Below are 908 nucleotides of genomic sequence, written 5' to 3'. Positions count from 1 at the left end.
CGGGCTCCCGTTTTTTATTCGGACAGGAACAGATATGGCAAAGAAAGACGATAACCTGAAACGTCTGAGAGAACTGGCAGCATCGCTGGGACGTGAGCCGGATATCTCGGGAAGCGCAGCAGATATTGCGCAGCGTGTGGCTGAGCTGGAGGAGGAACTTGCCAATATGGATGACACTGACATCCGGGATAAGTCTGCCCACCCGGAAAATGCGCTGACCGGACATGAAAATGAGGTGATATCAGCGCAGCCGGAGACCGTGATTCAGAATATGGATGATCTGGTTACAGTCGTGGCACTGGTGACGCTGCATACCGATGCACTTCATGCCACGCGGGATGAACCTCTGGCATTTGTGCCGCCGGGAATGGCGTTCCGTGTCTCTGCCGGTGTGGCAGCCGGAATGACAGAACGTGGCCTGGCCAGAATGCAATAACGGGAGGCAGCGTGGCTGATTTCGATAATCTGTTTGATGTTGCACTTGATCTCGCAGACAAGGCCATTATTCGCAATATGGGGATTAGAGCGGTCATTACGTCAGGCCGGCTAAAAGGGATCATGATTTCCGGGGTTTTTGATGATCCTGAAAATATTTCTCTGGTGGCCGGCGGTGTGCGTATTGAAGACTCTTTACCATCCCTGTTTGTGAAAACAGCAGATATTTTACGGCTGTGTCGCAATGATTCGCTGATGATTAGTCGTGAGTCTTTCTGTGTGGATCGTATCACCCCTGATGATGGCGGATGTAGTTATATCCGGTTGCGGCGTGAGGGGCTGCCGGGAAACGTAAGGGCAGGACGATATTATGAAGGGGCTTGAGAATGCCATCCGCAATCTGAACAGCCTTGATACCCGTATGGTGCCACAGGCCAGCGCATGGGCGATAAACCGTGTGGCACAGAAAGCGT

At 52.4% G+C, this 908-nt stretch carries 3 protein-coding genes; all 3 read left to right on the top strand.

The features are described from left to right. Positions 1-34: 34 nt before the first annotated feature. Positions 35-436 (top strand): DNA-packaging protein FI, encoded by a 402-nt coding sequence (gene gpFI / locus ACUU1I_RS20805; protein WP_001074424.1) that lies wholly within the window; start codon positions 35-37, stop codon positions 434-436. A gap of 11 nt (positions 437-447) precedes the next feature. Next, positions 448-819: a head-tail joining protein gene (locus ACUU1I_RS20800; protein WP_000753027.1), complete on the top strand. Its 372-nt coding sequence runs from the start codon at positions 448-450 to the stop codon at positions 817-819. After that, on the top strand, positions 806-908 hold a 103-nt coding region (locus ACUU1I_RS20795; protein WP_172948511.1), incomplete at its 3' end, for a phage tail protein. The genes ACUU1I_RS20800 and ACUU1I_RS20795, both read left to right, overlap by 14 nt.

It is taken from the genome of Shigella sp. SIG3 (genome assembly GCF_053555855.1).
Note: the sequence above shows the minus strand (reverse complement) of the source record. Positions and strands in the feature narration are given on the sequence as shown.

What these genes read in the sequence shown, in the direction of transcription:
- gpFI (WP_001074424.1), top strand. Translation starts at nt 35, where the DNA reads ATGGCAAAGAAAGACGATAACCTGAAACGTCTGAGAGAACTGGCAGCA.